Below are 15,433 nucleotides of genomic sequence, written 5' to 3'. Positions count from 1 at the left end.
ATTACATCCTGAACACGCCGAATTTGGTCTCGGCGATAGTTTGATTGAGGGCAGCGGACAGGGCCAGGCCCAGTACCATGCGCGTGTCGGCGGGGTCGATGACGCCATCGTCCCAGAGCCGGGCAGAGGCGAAGTAGGGGTGGCCCTGGGTTTCGTAGCTATCTTGAATAGGTTGTTTGAAGGCGGCTTCGTCTTCAGCGCTCCACTGGTCACCGCTGGCTTCGATCTGGTCGCGGCGGATGGTCGCCAGCACGCCGGCGGCCTGTTCGCCGCCCATCACCGAAATGCGTGCGTTGGGCCACATGAATAAAAAACGTGGGTCGTAGGCGCGGCCGCACATGCCGTAGTTGCCGGCGCCAAAGGAACCGCCGATTAACACTGTGAGCTTGGGTACCTCAGCGCAGGCGACGGCGTGAACCATTTTGGCACCGTGCTTGGCGATACCGCCGGCCTCGTATTGCTGGCCCACCATGAAGCCGGTGATATTTTGCAGGAACAACAGCGGGATCTTGCGCTGGGCGCACAGTTCGATGAAGTGCGCGCCTTTCTCCGCTGACTCCCCGAACAGAATGCCGTTGTTGGCAACGATACCGATGGGGTAGCCGTGAAGTCGGGCAAAGCCGCACACCAGAGTGGTGCCATACAGCGCTTTGAACTCGTCCAGCTCCGAGCCGTCTACCAGCCGCGCGATGACCTCGCGCACGTCGTAGGGCTGGCGCGTGTCTTTGGGTACCACGCCGTAAATATCTTCGATTGGCAGCAGTGGCTCGCGGCTGGGCTTGATGTCCAGTTGCTGCGGTTTGACCCGGTTGAGCCGGCTGATGGATTGCCGCACCAGTTGCAGGGCGTGATGATCGTTGTTGGCATAGTGGTCGGTCACGCCTGAGGTGCGGCAGTGAACGTCGGCACCGCCGAGATCTTCGGCGCTGACAATCTCGCCGGTGGCCGCTTTCACCAGCGGCGGTCCCGCCAGGAAAATGGTGCCCTGCTCTTTGACGATAATAGACTCATCGGCCATGGCAGGCAGGTAAGCACCGCCGGCGGTGCAAGAGCCCATAACCGCAGCGATCTGTGGAATGCCCTGAGCTGACATGCGCGCCTGATTAAAAAAGGCATGGCCAAAATGTTCGCGGTCCGGGAAAACATCGGCCTGCAAGGGCAAGAATGCGCCGCCGGAATCCACCAGATAAATACAGGGCAGGTTGTTCTCTTGAGCGATAGTTTGGGCCCGGCCCTGCTTTTTGACCGTGAGGGGATAGTAAGTGCCGCCTTTCACGGTGGCATCGTTAATGAAAATCATGCACTCCTGGCCACTGACGCGGCCGATGCCAGTGATGATGCCGGCGGCGGGAACCTCGTCGTCGTAAACCTCGTGCGCTGCCAGCTGCGAAAACTCCAGAAATGGCGAGCCTGGATCCAGTAGACCGTCGAGGCGCTCGCGCGGTAGTAGTTTGCCGCGGGCCTGGTGGCGCTTTTGGTACTTCTCGCCGCCGCCGAGTTTGATCTTGTCGATCAGCCGCCGCAAGTCTTTGACTTGCGTTTGCATGTGCTCGCGATTGGCTTCGAAGTCAGCATCACGGCTATTGATCTTGCTGGTCAGTACACTCATTGCGGTTGCCTCACGCGGTTTCCTTGAACAATTCACGGCCAATCAGCATACGGCGAATTTCCGAGGTGCCGGCGCCGATCTCATACAGCTTGGCGTCGCGCAGTAGACGGCCAGTGGCGTAGTCATTGATATAGCCGTTGCCACCCAGCGCCTGAATAGCTTGCGATGCCATGAGAGTAGCCTTTTCAGCGGCGAACAGAATAATAGCGGCGGCGTCTTTGCGGCTGGCTTCGCCGCGGTCACAGGCGGCGGCTACCGCATACAGGTAGGCGCGGCAGGCATTGAGCTCGGTGTACATATCGGCCAGTTTGCCCTGCATCAGCTGAAACTCACCGATGCTCTGACCAAATTGCTCGCGGTCATGCAGATAGGGTATTACTACGTCCAGGCAGGCTTGCATGATGCCGACCGGGCCGCCAGATAAGACGGTGCGCTCAAAGTCGAGGCCGGACATTAATACGCGCACCCCCGAACCCTCCTGCCCGAGTATGTTGGCAGCGGGCACCTCACAGTTTTCAAAGATCAGTTCGCAGGTGTTGGAGCCGCGCATTCCCAGCTTGTCTAACTTGGGGCCGCGGCTAAACCCGGGATAGTCACGCTCGACGATAAAAGCCGTTATGCCTTTGGCGCCGGCGTCGACGTCAGTTTTGGCGTAGATGACATAAGTATGGGCATCCGGACCATTGGTGATCCACATCTTGGAGCCATTGAGCACGTAGACGTCGCCTTGTTTTTGCGCGTGCAACTTCATGCTAACCACATCGGAGCCGGCATTGGGCTCGGACATGGCCAGGGCGCCAATATGTTCGCCGCTGCACAGCTTGGGCAGATACTGGTGTTTCTGCGCCTCGCTACCATTCTTGCGAATCTGGTTGACACACAGGTTGGAGTGAGCGCCATAGGACAATCCCACCGACGCCGAGGCGCGGCTGATTTCTTCCATGGCGACGCTGTGGGCCAGGTAACCCATGCCGCTGCCGCCGTATTCTTCCTCAACGGTGACGCCTAGCAGGCCCATGTCGCCAAACTTGCGCCACATATCCATGGGAAAGGCATTGTCTTTGTCGATCTGCTGAGCACGCGGCGCCAGTTCGGATGCGCACAACTGGTACACGGCGTCGCGCAGCATATCGATTTCTTCGCCAAGGCCAAAGTTGAGAGTGGGGTAGGGGGTATTCATGACATGGTTTCCTGCTGTTGTGCATGTTGAAGGGCTTGTTGACAGCGGCTCTGGACGTCATCTAGCTCAGTGAGCATGGCTTTCAGGTCCTGCATTTGCTGATGTAATTGCTGCCGGCGTTGATTGACCTCGGTGAGTAGCGACTGTAACTGGTCGATATTGCCGTGGGCGGGGTCGTACATGGCAATGAATTTCTGGCTTTCCTGCAGTGACAGGCCAATACGCTTGCCGCGCAGTATCAGAGTCAGGCGCACCCGATCGCTTTCGCTGTAGCGACGTTGCTGGCCCTGCCGCTGGGGCTGCAGCAGGCCTTTTTCTTCATAGAAGCGGATAGTACGGGTGGTGATATCAAACTCCCGCGCTAACTCTGAGATGCTGTAGAAACGTTTTGCCATGCAGGCTGCCTGAGCGTATTTGGGGGAACTATAAGTAACGTTTACGTTAACGTCAACTTAAGGCGGCAGCATGGGGGCATAAGAATGCCGCGAAAGCTACTAGGTCGTGCGCTTTGAGTCAGTTGGCTGCCGCGCTGCAAAACTGCCCGCACGAAACAGGGGTAGGGTTTAGCTGGTATTGCGCGCCAGTTGCTGTTGTAGCTTTTGTTTCATCGGCAGTACCCAGTTTTGTTTCAGCTCGGCAGACAGTAGCCCTGCGTCCTCGAGCTCATCACACAGCAGCATTTGGTGCGCCAAATCAAACATATCGAACTGGCGCTCAATTTTTCCCTCGGCATTAAAGGTCAGAAAAGACAGGCCGGGAGTCTGATAATAGCTGCCATCGTCCTTCTTGCCCGGCCCCCGGTTGAGCCAGTGGGTGATCACTTGATTGTCTGCGCCCACGTAGACCCCTTCGTAAGGAAAGGTCCAACCCTCCCAGCCCTTTTGCATATCACGCCCATAATGAGTGGCTTTAATTTGGTCGATGCCGTCGGCCACCACCCGCATGGTGCCCGCGTATTCACAGGTGTAGACGCACTCTTTGGCGTATAGCTCGTCAACAAAAAAGGTCCACTCGTTGTCGATAGACGCCTGCTGATGCGCGTTGATCAGCTTTTGGGCGGCCGCTTGCAGTGCAGACTCGCTAAGACTCATGGTGGTTTCTCCCGGTTTGGCGTAAGCCCGACAGAGTGTAACAAGGCTGCGTCGGGAATCCACGTTGGTGAGCAGTGCTTAATGGCAGCAGCGTTAGCGGTTCTTTCTTTGGTATCATGCGCCGCATCGGCAATGGGAACGATTGCATGGCAAAGACAGAAGCGCTGGCGCTATTGGCGGATGGTGAATTTCACTCCGGACAGGAGTTGGCAGATCGACTGGGAATCAGTCGCACGGCTGTATGGAAGCAATTGGGCAAACTGCAGGCGCTGGGTCTGACGGCTGAGTCTGTCCGTGGCAAGGGCTACCGCATTGCTGGCGGCATAGAATTGCTAGATGACGCGCAGATTCGCGCTGCGTTGGAACCTGAAACTCTGGCACTATTGCGCGAGCTGCAGATTGTAACCGCAATAGATTCCACCAATGCTGAGCTGCTACGGCGGCTGCAGGCGGGCCCGGGGTCTGGGCTGGTGTGCACGGCTGAGCAACAGACCGCGGGGCGCGGTCGGCGTGGACGCAGTTGGGTGAGCCCGTTTGCCAGTAATATCTATTTGTCACTGGCCTGGGAGTTTGCCGGTGGTGCAGCAGCGCTGGAAGGCCTGAGTCTTGCGGTGGGGGTGGCGGTGGCGTCTGCGCTAGATCGCTGTGGCGTTGCTGACGTAGCATTGAAGTGGCCAAACGATCTGCTGCACGGCGGCGCCAAGCTCGGCGGTATCCTGATTGAGATGGTCGGGGATGCGGCGGGTAGCTGTCAGGTGGTGGTGGGTGTTGGCTTGAACGTGCGTATGCCTGAGCTGGCGGCAGCGGAGATTGATCAGGCCTGGACGGATGTGACTGCAGCCGCCACTGGCAGCGTTGGTCGTAACCAGCTACTGAGTGCCCTGCTCAATGAATTACTACCCTTGCTGCCACGCTTTGCAGAGCAGGGTTTTACGCCCTGGCGTGAACCCTGGATGGCGCTGGATGCGCACGCCGATAGCCCGGTCATTGTCACCAGCGGCGATAGTCGACTAGCTGGCACCGCCAGAGGTATCGATACCAGCGGCGCGCTATTGTTAGAGGTAGCGGGCAGCGTGCGAGCGATTCACGGTGGTGAGGTAAGCTTGAGGCCTGCCTCGTGATACTGCAGATTGATATTGGCAATACTCGCGTAAAGTGGCGCTTTGGCAATGGCCCTGAAATGCTGGAGCGCGGCGATCATCCGCGTGCAGAAATTGCGATGCTGTTAGAGACGATACCCACGTCGATAACGCCCGCCGCCGTCTGGGTCGCCAGCGTTGCCGGTGAGTCGATAGCGACGGAGCTGGGACAAGCCTGTCAGCAGCGTTGGGGGCTGACGCCCTGGTTTGCTGAGTCCAGCGCACAGGTACTGGGTTTACAGAATAGCTATGTTGAGCCTGGGCGCATGGGAGTGGATCGCTGGCTGGCAATGTTGGGGGCGTGGCATTCGCGGCGGCAGCAGGTTGCGGTCATCGATGCTGGCAGTGCCCTGACTATCGATTTTGTGGCAGCATCAGGACAACATCTCGGCGGTTATATTTTGCCCGGCATGGATTCTATGGAGCGGGCATTGTTGAGTGACACAGATAGGGTTCGTTTTGGCACTGCGCCGCGCGATCGCCTGGAGCCGGGGCGTTCAACAGAGGCCGCGGTATACAATGGTTTGCTGTTATCTCAGGCGGGAGCAATACGGTTGGCACTGGAGCAGGTTAGCGGCGACTGTGAACTGGTGTTCAGTGGCGGCAATGGTGCTCTGCTATGCGCGTGTCTGGGGCTGGGTGGCACTGTAGAGGTAGATTTAGTGCTGGATGGGCTGCTACTGCTGGGCGCTGAGTCCGGACTGGGAGCATCGGCTTGAGCCGCGCTGCCTGGATCTGGGTCTTGCTACTGCTGGTAGTCGCCAACGCGGCGGCTTTCTGGTTCGGCGCGCTGACTACCCGCCCGGCACCATCTGCGCCATTACAGGCCGCGTCTGGTATTGATACATTGGTGCTGGTGTCTGAATTACCGCCTACGAAAGTCGCCGCAATGCGTCGGGCTATTGTTGGTCCGGCAGTAACCGAGGGCTCTACCTTCGAGCTGCCGGCGCCGATAGACGATGAGCAGTCGGTGGCCGGTGAGTTTGAGCAGACTCCGCCAGGTGACGCAGCGTTGGCGCCCAGCGTACTGCAGGATATCGTGGTTACCGCAAGGCCGATCGGTGTAGAGGAAGTTGCTCCGATTATTTCCGACGCTACCGAAGTTGCTGATGATCTGCTGGCAGTGGGTGCGGGAGTGCTGCAGGAAATTACTGTTTCTGCAGTTTATTTTGCTGAGCCAGCTGAGCCAGCTGAGCCGCCAGAGTCTGAGTCAGTCCCCGCGCTGGTGGAAGCAGCGCCAGCACCGGCGCAGTGTTGGGAGTACGGTCCTCTGGATGAATATCAGCTACAGCAGGTTGTGACAGCCTTGAGTGCACAGGGCCTGACGCCCACGCAGCGTACCGAAGACATTGTAGTCAGTGCCGATTATTGGGTTTATCTTGGCTCAGACAGTATATCCAAGCTGCAGAGACTGCAGTTGAATCTGTCGGCTCGTGGCGTCGACAGTTACGTTATTAGCGGTGGCCCGTTGGACGGCAACCTGTCTCTGGGTCTGTATTCATTGGAGTCCAGTGCCCTTAAAGTGGCGGAGCCTCTGCGTGAAGAGGGCTATCAAGTAGAGGTCTATTTACGACCTAAAGAGACAAGGCAAAGCCACTGGCTGAGGTTGACAGAAACTGGATTGGTCGCGCTGCGTGAGAGCGCGGTGATCACTCAATTGCCTGCCGCAGTGGCCCAAAAAATAGAGTGCCCGGCGGTTAACTGAGGCTGACGCGGGCTCCTGCATGGCCATACCTGTGCTTGGTTAGCACTGATGCATGACTTCTATGGGTGCTGGTGTTTGGCGGTGACCAGGACCTTGTAGTTACCGGTGGGCGGTTTGGCATTGATAGCACTGCCAATTTCCCGTGAGATGATGTTTCCTACAGAAACTCGGTAGTGCTTGTAGTCCCAGTAGTTGCTGTCTTTGGCAGTAATATCGGTTTGTAACATGTAATCCAGTACCCGTGTGTTGCCGCGATGTGTGGCAATGGCACTGACTCGGGCTTTGCATTCGTTCCAGAGTGCTGCTTGTCGAGATCCCGGCCGCGCCTGATAATAGCTGTGATAGGGCACAAACATGAGTGTGGTGCTGGTGCTGTCGGGCAATTTTTCCAGCATCCGTTGTAGGCGTTCCAGGGCTGGTATATTCAGGGCGCTACGTTGCTCTTTTGTCAGAGCTATCGGGGGCGTAACCGGGACTATGGGTTTGGGTTTACCGCTGCCGTAGATCTCACGCCGTGCTTCGGTCACATCGTATTCTTCATCCGGGTCGGTGAATACCGTGTAGCCATTGCTGCCAAATTCCGCTGTTTTGATGCCCGCAATATGCAGCAGTAAGAGCCAGCTATGCTCGATACTGCCCAGGTTCAGCGGCGGTAGATTATTGGCAGCGACTTCGTCGAAGAGCCAGGCGGGAAAGTCCTGCTCGCGGGTGGCGCCGACGAACTTGCGGTCGGCGTAGCGCTGGTAACACCACAGATAGTCCATGCCAATTAGAATGTGTTGAGGCTGTGGGTGGTGTGACAGAAATAGATTGAATACCTGCTCCTGCTCCCAGGATGAGGCGGCGTTAATCGCCAAATTGACCCAGCGGCCGCCGGTGGCATCATTCAGTAGGTCGGGGCGCAGCAAACGTATATTGGAGTTGCCGATGACGGCACTGTCAAAGTTGTCGCGACGCGCTAGCGCCGGGTAGAAAAGGCGTTGCTGATCGGCTACTTGAACTCTGTCGATAGGCAGCGAAAACGGCAGGCTGTCGTAGGGGTCCATAAGCAGCACAAAGCCATAACTGACTGCGGCCAAGCCCACCAGCGTGGCCAGCGAGAGCGAAACGAAGCGGCGCCACAGGGCAGCCTCAGAACTGGAAGTAGAGGAACTCGGTATAACCATCGTTTGCAATATTCAGCGTTAGATAAAAGATAAACAGTGAAGTCATCACCGCGTAAATGCGGCGTGGCCGCAAAGAGTAAGTTATCAATTTCTGGCTGGTGGGACCGAAGATGGCCAACAGGAAGACGGCGGCGCAGAAGTTGAGAGTCGATGAATCCAGTCGTTGAATATCAAAGCCGTTTAAGCCCAGCATGGACTGCCAGATGGCGACGGCAGTGGTCAGATCAGGCGCGCGAAACAGTACCCAGGTAAAAGCCAAAAACAGGGCCAGCATAATCCAGCCCAGCCAAGAGGGCATGGTTACCTTGCTACTCCAGCCCCGATGCACGACCAGAGCAAGTCCATGCAGCCCGCCCCAGATTACAAAGGTCCAGCCAGCCCCGTGCCAAAGTCCGCCCAAGAGCATGGTTACCAGTAGTGCGCACAGCAGTCGAGTTTGTCCGTGCTTGTTGCCACCCATGGCGATATACAGGTAGTCGCGCAGAAACCGTGACAGTGTCATGTGCCAGCGCCGCCAGAAGTCACGAATGTCTGTGGCTCGGTAGGGCGCGTTGAAATTGACCGGGAACTGCAAGCCAAACATCAGTCCCAGTCCGATGGCCATATCGGAGTAACCGGAAAAGTCATAATACAGTTGCAGGGAGTAGGTAAAGGCGCCACTCCAGGCTTCACCCAAGGACAGGGTTTGGCCTGCACTTGCGAGGTCGAACAGGGGGGTTGCGGTGGTTGCCAGTTCGTCTGCAATCAGAGTCTTTTTGGCCAGCCCCAGAGCAAACAAGACAAGCCCCGCACCGATATGGTGATAGATGTCAGGGCGCCGAGGTGACTTGTGGTACTGGGGAATGATTTCGCTGTGGCGCACAATCGGTCCGGCGATCAGCTGTGGGAAGAAGCTGACGTAGACCGCGTAGTCCAGCAGTGAGTAGTCGGGCGCCTGATTTCTGCTTTTATCCAGCAGATAGGATATTTGCTGAAATGTGAAAAAGCTGATGCCCAGAGGCAGGATTAATCCAATAGGCGTGTATGCAGTGTCTGCCGCATAGGCAAGTGATGAGCCCAGAAAATCCAGATATTTAAAGACGCCAATTAAGAGCAGGTTGAAGCCAATTCCAAAAGATACGAGCAGGCGTGGACTATTGAAGCCAATGCGGCGCGAAAGTAGCCAGTTAATGATTATTGAAGCTAGCAACAGCGGCAAAAACCGCCAGTCCCAGTAGGCGTAAAAGCAAAGCGACGTCAGCAGTAGCCAACCCAGCCGTAGCTGCCGATTGTCGGCCGCGTAGTAATAGCCGATCAGGGCGATTGGCAGGAAAAACGCGATAAATTGATATGAATTGAAAAGCATTGTCAGGGTATTGCGCCGCAGGCGCGCCGTCAGCCTTATAGTTTAATGGTGAAGAGGATGATCGGCGGCAACCATAGCAAAGCCCGCCCGTGCTGGACAGTGGGACGATCTTTTGGAGCTGTATTGGCGCAGCCTGGTGTCCGCTTTCACCTCACATGCGACGTTATGTGAATAACCACATATAACTAGGGGCTATAAGTGTCAGGTTTTTTTAGACTTTCGATTTAGGTGTCTAGTATAAAAGTAATAAACCTTTGTTTTTATTTAAGTTTTATTTATTGGCATACATTTTGCTTTACATAAAAGAGAACTATTAACTCAAGGATGAGAAATAAAATTACTACGCTGCGCATTCCTGTTATCTATCTTAGCTTCTGTCTTACCAGCCCACGCGATACCCATTCCCAATCCCATTACTGACACCGTCGTCGTCGGCAATCAGGAGTGGGCGCAGGCCGCTCTGTTCGGGTATGTCAGCTGGGGAGAAGTAAATGATCAATGCCCTAACGGCGACTGTTCAAGCACCAGTGAGATTAGGGGCTACTCCCTCGATGGTTGGACGTGGGCATCCCTCGATCAAGTCCTCGCGTTATTCGAGATATATACGACTGAACCTATCCCCGCAGAAAATGCTTCTAATCACGATTTTTACAGATTGTCGGAGATGGATTCGACATGGGCACCTATGTTCCTTTCAGATTTTCGCCCAGCTGGTATGAGTGTTCGTGGACGCGCCCTTGGGGGATGGGTTTCCACCGTTAGTATGACCCCTGACTACCCTAACGGAGCAGCACACGCATATCACGCTACTCTTTACGATGAGGCCGTCCATAGATATGGGGACACCGCGCGTGCCGATGACAATAACCCGACAACATACACTCGTAATGATATTGGCGCGTGGTTCGTACGCGATGCCGCCCCCGTACCTGCGCCGACAACCCTAACCCTGCTCGGGTTGGGTTTGATCAGCCTGGGGATAAATCGCCGAAAGCGTGGTGCCAAGGTTTAGCAAGAGCTGACTGCCAGTGTAACGTTAGCCCGATCAAGCCCATCTGGGTATACGAAATGATTTCGAATCGGAGTATTGAAAATGAATAATAAATCCATAATTTCCCGGAATTGGGTGAGAGTCATTATAACTCTCGCCGTTGCTGGATTCTTCAGCTCCGCTCAGGCCACGGTGCTGACCTACGACGGAACGTCAGCAGGGGCCAGGGATAATTTCACCGGTGTTGTTGGAACAAAATTTACAGTTGGCGGTAGCGATGTCCTTATCAATTATCTGGGTTTCGAAGATGCGGGCGGTGATGGCTTAACTATTGCTCATACCGTGGAGCTTTGGAGCAGCAGCACCACACTGGAAAGAAGTGTAACCGTCGGGTCGGGCACGTCCGCATTTCTCCAGGACGCTTGGCGTTTTGTCTCAATAGACGCCTTTACACTTCTCGCTAACGCCACTTATTGGCTTGGTGGCACAACAGTGAGTGGTTCTGGGGATGCGTTCACCGATACCGGGGCGGCTCTCTTTGGCTTGGGTTCCGGCATCGTGGATGCAGACCCCACGAACGCATTCTGTAAGTTCGCCGGCTGCGGCTTCCCAGCCTCAGACGGTGGGTTGATCGACCTAAGATGGGGGCCGGCCAACGCTACATATATCCCGCTGCCAACAACCCTCGCCCTGTTCGGCCTCGGGCTCGCCGGCCTTGGCTGGTCTAAGCGCAAGAAAGCGTAAACAGAACTCCTGATGCAAGCCCACTTCGGTGGACTTTTTTATGCCTGTGATTTGAGTATCTAATGTCTCAAAATAGGCGAAAGCGGACCCGCTCACTGCTTTGCTGGTCAGCTGGCCACCCCTATTCAAAACGCTTCCGTACCAACTATCAGCCTCTCCCTCGCCCCCCTCCCAGACCGCTGTCGCACTATGCAGCTGGGGGTTGCAGGCAGCGCGAGCGAGATCTGCGTGCGACCGGGGATTAAGAAATAACACTCGGGGAGCAATCCAGTGTGCGCTAGCGTGACTTCTTGCCGCGACATCGTTTATTGCGTGGCCTGCGCGACTATTCCTCCAGCCTAGAGCACACTCGTTTGCAGTGGCTTGCCGTCGAGGAAACTCTCAATATTGGATTGTGCGACCTGCGCTTGTGCGAACAGCGTTTCGTAGGTCGAGCCGCCCTGATGAGGGGTCAGGATCACGTTTGGAACGTCGGACCAATGATCGCTGCTGGTTGGTTCGGGGTCGAATACATCGAGCCCCGCAGCGCCGAATCGACGTGATTTGAGTGCGTCGATCAATGCGGTTTCATCGACGACGCTGCCTCGCGATACATTTACAAGTACACCGTCTGGTCCAAGTCGATCGAGAATGTTTTGATTGATCAGGTGTCTGTTTGACGCGTCCGGTCGGCAGCAGATGACCAGCCCGAGGCACTGATCAGCCAGCTCTTCGAGGGTGTCGATATAGGGAATGACTGCGTCCGGTTTCGCTCTGGGCCCCCACCATTTCAGGTCCAGCCCAAAAGGCGTCAATCGCTTCACAACCTCCTGACCAATTGAGCCAAGGCCCACGATGCCCACAGGCGTATTTCGAAGTGAGTGGCGCAGAGGGCCGGCCGGTGCGACCCATTGGTCGTTCAGAATGTACGACTGCGATTGAGGTAAGCGTAATAGCAGGCTTGTCAGGATTGTAGCCGCCAGGTCAGCGACATCGCCAGAATTGAGACCTGGCGCATTGGTTACCGCGATATCACGCGAGCGGCATTCTTCGAGGTCAATATTGCTGAAGCCCGCCGAGATCGAGGCAATCATCCTCAATCTGGGAAAACGCGACAGCATGTCCTTGTCCAGTTTCTCAATGCTGGCTGAGAGAACAACCTCCACCTCGCTACCGTGTTCATCAATGATGTCGTTGACATCTCCTTCACCAGTAATCCAGCGCCAGCGCCGTGGCGGTTTGGGGAACAAGTTGTGCATTTGCGGGTGCATGGCGAGAACGCCTACGGATTCTGACATTAGCAGCTCGTGTTTGGATAGTTTAAGGGCAGGTGCATTGACCCGCTTACGGCGTCGTCCTTGGATAACTATGTTCTTATCTGGTCGGCTTTAGATGCTCAAATCAAGGGCGTTATAGTCGTGCAAGACGGCCTTTGCTTCTGCTTTCCATTTGTAGTCCAGTCCTTGCTCGAGGAACGGCTGATACTCATAGGGCGCTTCGTGGGGAAAACGTTGCCTTCGCGCGTCGATGGCGTAGCCAATAACCTCAGAACGCTTCGCGATGACTGCGTCGTCGAAAACTTGCGCATCGTTGTGGGTGCCAGCACCCATCACATTAAGAACCGAGCTTCGCCGGTGGAAGCCCATATTGACCGTGATACGGGGCTCGAAACCTGTGTTGGCGAAGGACCCGTGAACAAGTTGGCGATTGCACATGATCACGTCGCCGGCTCCGCAGACGAGAGGGACTGTTCCCTTGATGCGCTCGCTACCTGACTCTCTGACCAGTTCTGTGATGTCTATTTTTCCGATTTTATGACTCCCCGGAAGAACCCAGACGCCGTTCACGGCAGTGCTTCCATAGACCTGGGCCATAAAGTTGAAACCATGAATATCTTGATCAAAGTCTTCGCTGTCCCAATGAGTTGTGCCGTCCTGATGCCACGATACTGCGGCACCGATACCGGGCTCCTTGATGAACAGCGTTTCATTGAAGGGTGCGAAGTCTTTTCCATTGATCTCTTCGGCAACCTTCAATAACTGCGGGTGTCCGTAAACCCGCAGGCAGGTTTCGGAGAACTGTAGGGAGCCAAGCAGAATGAAGGGCGCCATCTCGGGCGCGTCGTCTGCGGCTTTAGGTTCGTGAAGCTTTACCTGATGCCTACCATTGGCTAATGTTGAGCCGCCCAGGGGATCGCCCAGAGGCTTTGACCAGACCAGTGTCGGTGCTGTGCAGTCAGCGCCAAGTGCGGGTGCACCATTGGCTGCAAACTTTCCCCCGGGGCCAACTGGGAACCGCTTTTTGAGGGCTTCGAGATCTTGTTCAATGTCTTGGAGTTCTTCAGCTTTTAGAACGCCGGTGAAAACGTAAAACCCGTACGTCTTGTAGGCCTCCACAATCCGAGAGTCGAGCTTTCTGTTGCTGTCGAAGGAGATGGGCCCCCGATTGTCCAGCTGCATTGCGCGTTCATGCCCGGTGAGCAGATACGTCCGCATTGCCTGGGCATCATCACCATAATGTGCCGCACACGCTTCAATTGAATCCATGTAGTCTGGTCGTTTCATCAACGCATCGTCCGCTCGAGTAGTAGCCGTAATTGCTTTTCATATTTTACTGATAGTAAAATTTTACTAATAGTAAAATTATGTGTCAATATCTAGTCGATCAGATTACCAGGGGAACATTGTGGCTGCTAAGGGGCAGGCAACACGGCAGGCAAATAAGGAACGTCGCAGGGAGAAAATACTCTCGGTCGCCAGGAGCCTGATCGCCGAGGAGGGGTTTGACGCCCTTACTATCAGCAAAATGGCCGAGCGATCCGGAGTTACCATCCCGACCGTGCACAACCTGCTAGGGAAAAAGAACGATATCGTTCTCGCGCTGTTCCGCGGACTCGTCGATCGCATTGATGAAGTGCTTGCTGAGCCCGAGCTGGTGGACCCCATAGATGCATCAGAGGCGTTCCTCGATAGCCTCCTGTCGCTCTACGGGTCCGACGAAGTGTTCTACAGGGCGGCGTTCCTGGGAGGAGAGCGCCTCGGGCTCTTTGAGCATGAAATGAATGATGGTGTATTCCGAAAGTCCATCAAGGTAGCAGAGCGACTCTGTGATCGTGCCCTTGAGCACGGATATCGGCTGGGCCGCGTGGACAGCCGCTGGTTGGCTCAACAGTTATTTGGTTCCCAGCGACTCGCGAGGCAGGACTGGGTCAGTGGCTACATTGATTTGGCGGAGTACCGGCAACAGGCGCTGATCGGCATGCTGATTACGTTCGCCGCAGATGCAACTCCGGAGCTACACCAGCGAATCTGTAAGCGAATAGATCAGTTGTCTCACTAACACAGCGAAAAACCTTAAAGATGGTGGACCCACCTAAATAAGGGATCATAAATAAGGGGTCAGAGCCCATTTAAATAGGTTCAGAGCCCATGTCGGCAATACGAGAACTTGCATCGGACAGATCACAAGATGTCGCGATGCCTGCCTTTAGGCGAAAGCCGACAGTTTGAGTAACACTCCTATTTCAGCCTTGGTCAAACAATCCTCATGAAAGTGTCAGATTATTTTACACTCCGCACGTTTCCCACCTGAGAAGAAATTAGAAAAGCGTTTTATATCAAGCATTTGCTACATCTGGCCCAAATTATGCTTGATTTTTGCAACTGGAAATCAGCTAGCCAATGGAGCACTAATGAGACATTTTCTTATTACACTCGTTCTCGCTGCAATATCCATCAGCTCCAATGCCGCGTTAGTCAGTAAAGACTGGCAAAGTACTGGGGATAACCTTATTACCCACGATACGGAAACTGGCCTTAACTGGCTTAATCTTACCGCGACCTATGGAGCGACTTTTGATGCCGTTACCCATGAGTTTAGAATTGGCGGTCAGTTTGAAGGTTTTCGATACGCCACCGATGCCGAAGTTGAAGACCTTTGGCTAAAATTCGATATCGATCTATCAACTGGCGCCGCCACATCGGTACCGGATTGGGATGCCAATGTACAAACAGCTGCGACCCAGTTGGGCAACACCTGGAATATATACGCAGCCTGGGATTATCCCTATGGTGTCTCAGGCATAACAGCGACCGTTAGCGGTCCCGGCCACTCGGCTCTGGGTGCATACCAAACTGATTGGGGACCTACTGTGTACGAAACCAATGGAGTGATCACTATAAGCGACACTCTGGCCAACATTCAGCCTTATGGGAGCTATATCGTTTCAGTGCCAGAGGTTCCGCTCCCAGCCGCAGCATGGCTGTTCGGTTCAGCACTGCTTGGTCTTGGTGCGATCAAGCGCAAGAGAAGCTAAGCCAGCAGAATATGAGAATCCCCCTTTCATCGGCTAAGCGTTCATCCCAGCGACTTCCTGTCCTTGCGCAGTACCCTGATTGCCCCCCGCAACTGTGTACTCATTGGCAGTTCGACAGCTCCGAACAAAAATACATCCGCAACTGATTGCATACCGATAGCACATTGTC

The 15,433-nt window shown here is 55.1% G+C and carries 15 protein-coding genes; 7 read left to right on the top strand and 8 right to left on the bottom strand.

Annotation, left to right across the window (positions count from 1 at the left end; all coding sequences use genetic code 11):
- Position 1: 1 nt before the first annotated feature.
- The 4 genes from EYC98_RS01185 to EYC98_RS01170 all read right to left on the bottom strand — a co-directional run bounded on the left by EYC98_RS01185 (position 2) and on the right by EYC98_RS01170 (position 3,880).
- Positions 2–1,609, bottom strand: coding sequence for a carboxyl transferase domain-containing protein (locus EYC98_RS01185; RefSeq protein ID WP_279243470.1), 1,608 nt, complete (start codon positions 1,607–1,609; stop codon positions 2–4).
- A 10-nt stretch (positions 1,610–1,619) separates the two neighbouring features.
- Positions 1,620–2,789, bottom strand: coding sequence for an isovaleryl-CoA dehydrogenase (locus EYC98_RS01180; protein ID WP_279243469.1), 1,170 nt, complete (start codon positions 2,787–2,789; stop codon positions 1,620–1,622).
- Positions 2,786–3,184 carry a MerR family transcriptional regulator gene (locus EYC98_RS01175; protein ID WP_279243468.1) on the bottom strand — a complete coding sequence of 133 codons (399 nt, stop codon included), beginning with the start codon at positions 3,182–3,184 and terminating at the stop codon, positions 2,786–2,788. Before EYC98_RS01175 ends, EYC98_RS01180 begins: the two co-directional genes overlap by 4 nt.
- Before the next feature lie 168 nt (positions 3,185–3,352).
- Entirely contained in the window at positions 3,353–3,880 is a 528-nt protein-coding gene (locus EYC98_RS01170; protein ID WP_279243467.1) for a nuclear transport factor 2 family protein, read from the bottom strand.
- 146 nt (positions 3,881–4,026) lie between these two features.
- Between EYC98_RS01170 and birA the strand changes: the two genes are divergently transcribed.
- Genes birA through EYC98_RS01155 form a run of 3 tightly spaced genes read left to right on the top strand, consistent with a single transcriptional unit; the run spans position 4,027 to position 6,724 of the window.
- Positions 4,027–5,001: a bifunctional biotin--[acetyl-CoA-carboxylase] ligase/biotin operon repressor BirA gene (gene birA, locus EYC98_RS01165; RefSeq protein WP_279243466.1), complete on the top strand. Its 975-nt coding sequence runs from the start codon at positions 4,027–4,029 to the stop codon at positions 4,999–5,001.
- The gene (locus EYC98_RS01160; RefSeq protein WP_279243465.1) at positions 4,998–5,738 is read left to right on the top strand and encodes a type III pantothenate kinase; all 741 of its coding nucleotides are present in this window, start codon (positions 4,998–5,000) and stop codon (positions 5,736–5,738) included. The genes birA and EYC98_RS01160 overlap by 4 nt, the downstream gene beginning before the upstream one ends.
- Positions 5,735–6,724: a hypothetical protein gene (locus EYC98_RS01155; RefSeq protein ID WP_279243464.1), complete on the top strand. Its 990-nt coding sequence runs from the start codon at positions 5,735–5,737 to the stop codon at positions 6,722–6,724. The genes EYC98_RS01160 and EYC98_RS01155 overlap by 4 nt, the downstream gene beginning before the upstream one ends.
- Positions 6,725–6,783: 59 nt before the next feature.
- On the opposite strand, the gene EYC98_RS01150 is transcribed toward EYC98_RS01155, so the two are convergent.
- Positions 6,784–7,890: a hypothetical protein gene (locus EYC98_RS01150; RefSeq protein ID WP_279243463.1), complete on the bottom strand. Its 1,107-nt coding sequence runs from the start codon at positions 7,888–7,890 to the stop codon at positions 6,784–6,786.
- Positions 7,856–9,235, bottom strand: a complete 1,380-nt coding sequence (locus tag EYC98_RS01145; protein ID WP_279243462.1) for an MBOAT family O-acyltransferase — start codon at positions 9,233–9,235, stop codon at positions 7,856–7,858. The genes EYC98_RS01150 and EYC98_RS01145 overlap by 35 nt, the downstream gene beginning before the upstream one ends.
- Positions 9,236–9,899: 664 nt before the next feature.
- On the opposite strand from EYC98_RS01145, the gene EYC98_RS21690 reads away from it, so the two are divergent.
- Positions 9,900–10,247, top strand: a complete 348-nt coding sequence (locus EYC98_RS21690; RefSeq protein ID WP_420887153.1) for a PEP-CTERM sorting domain-containing protein — start codon at positions 9,900–9,902, stop codon at positions 10,245–10,247.
- Between the two features lie 81 nt (positions 10,248–10,328).
- The gene (locus EYC98_RS01140) at positions 10,329–10,970 is read left to right on the top strand and encodes a PEP-CTERM sorting domain-containing protein (protein WP_279243461.1); all 642 of its coding nucleotides are present in this window, start codon (positions 10,329–10,331) and stop codon (positions 10,968–10,970) included.
- Between the two features lie 338 nt (positions 10,971–11,308).
- On the opposite strand, the gene EYC98_RS01135 is transcribed toward EYC98_RS01140, so the two are convergent.
- A complete protein-coding gene (locus tag EYC98_RS01135) occupies positions 11,309–12,247 on the bottom strand; it encodes a 2-hydroxyacid dehydrogenase (RefSeq protein WP_279243460.1) in 939 nt (312 codons plus the stop codon).
- 90 nt (positions 12,248–12,337) lie between these two features.
- The gene (locus tag EYC98_RS01130) at positions 12,338–13,495 is read right to left on the bottom strand and encodes a phytanoyl-CoA dioxygenase family protein (protein ID WP_279243459.1); all 1,158 of its coding nucleotides are present in this window, start codon (positions 13,493–13,495) and stop codon (positions 12,338–12,340) included.
- A 139-nt stretch (positions 13,496–13,634) separates the two neighbouring features.
- On the opposite strand from EYC98_RS01130, the gene EYC98_RS01125 reads away from it, so the two are divergent.
- Together EYC98_RS01125 and EYC98_RS01120 are read left to right on the top strand one after the other, a co-directional pair.
- The gene (locus EYC98_RS01125; RefSeq protein ID WP_279243458.1) at positions 13,635–14,288 is read left to right on the top strand and encodes a TetR/AcrR family transcriptional regulator; all 654 of its coding nucleotides are present in this window, start codon (positions 13,635–13,637) and stop codon (positions 14,286–14,288) included.
- 352 nt (positions 14,289–14,640) lie between these two features.
- Complete coding sequence (locus tag EYC98_RS01120; RefSeq protein ID WP_279243457.1) at positions 14,641–15,264, top strand: VPLPA-CTERM sorting domain-containing protein; 624 nt, start codon at positions 14,641–14,643, stop codon at positions 15,262–15,264.
- Positions 15,265–15,433 lie beyond the last annotated feature (169 nt).

The sequence above is a fragment of the Candidatus Litorirhabdus singularis genome (genome assembly GCF_026262625.1).
GTDB lineage: Bacteria > Pseudomonadota > Gammaproteobacteria > Pseudomonadales > Halieaceae > Litorirhabdus > Litorirhabdus singularis.
This window is presented reverse-complemented; position numbering and strand designations above follow the sequence as displayed.